Below are 1,026 nucleotides of genomic sequence, written 5' to 3'. Positions count from 1 at the left end.
TTTGCGTGAACGTAACGCGCTGTTTCGGATTCTGCTCAGCGCACCGTTAATTAACTTATTTGTTTTCGGTACGTTCTCCTGGACCACGTTTTATCTGTCAGATGCAGGCGAGCCGGGCTGGCTTATCGGTTTGGTGATGGCAGGATTCAGCATCAGTTCGTTGCTCGGCAGTGCTTTGGTGCCGTGGCTTACGGATCGATATTCACCTGGTTTGCTGGTTGTCGTTGGACTAGGCAGCATGCTGGTCTTCTTCGCCGTGTTTTTGTTTTTGGCTGCCAGCCCCTGGGTCATGCTGGTGGTGAGCCTGGCGTGTATGCTCCCGTCGCCGGCATTAAATGCAGCCCTGTTTGGCCACGTTTTTGCTGTCACCCCACAGGATTTACAGGGGCGCGTGATGGCGATTTTTATCGTGGTTAGCAATGCTATCAGCGTCGTTGTACCGACACTTGCGGGCACCATGGTGGAATCTGGTACTCGTTTCTGGTTTGCGGCCGTTGTTATTGGGACCGGGATTGTGGGCTGGCTATTGCTGGCTGGCTCTCGGGAGGTGCGTGCGATGCGTAATGAGGAACCGGACGGCGATAACGGTGGCGGCGACACCGGAGACCACGAAGACCCCGAAAATCTGTAATCCCAGACTCGCACCCTTTGTATTGCCTTGCTCACACTGTTCAACAAAATCTAATGTTATCGGTATCACTCATTCCGCCGATCTATCCCGCACAACAGTCGGCATGTGACGCGGAAACAGTGAATGTGTAGTAACGAGCAACCAGCTGCTGAGTCCAGCTGTCGAGCAAAGGGGAATAGCCGTGTCGCCGACCATTCCAGAACCGAAGCACGTCACTAACGTGCCAAGCGTTGGGCATACTGACCCACCGGTGCCGAAAAATATCTGGCGGTTGTTTGTCTACAGCGCCATCGGTGCTTTCGTCTTTTTCTTCCCACTGACCTACCAAGACAAAAGCTCGATCCCGCTCGACCACATGGTCACGATCGTGCTGGATAGCGTGCCCGCCATCGTGC

Annotated in this window: 1 protein-coding gene and 1 pseudogene; both read left to right on the top strand. The window is 54.3% G+C overall.

Annotated elements, in window-relative coordinates:
• The coding region (locus D8M41_RS11410; RefSeq protein WP_161970793.1) for an MFS transporter at positions 1-631 on the top strand (631 nt) is incomplete at its 5' end.
• A gap of 181 nt (positions 632-812) precedes the next feature.
• Positions 813-1,026, top strand: a pseudogene (locus tag D8M41_RS11405) (hypothetical protein); the annotation flags it as partial.

The organism is Rothia sp. HSID18069 (genome assembly GCF_003989155.1).
GTDB classification, from domain to species: domain Bacteria; phylum Actinomycetota; class Actinomycetes; order Actinomycetales; family Micrococcaceae; genus Rothia; species Rothia aeria.
This window is presented reverse-complemented; position numbering and strand designations above follow the sequence as displayed.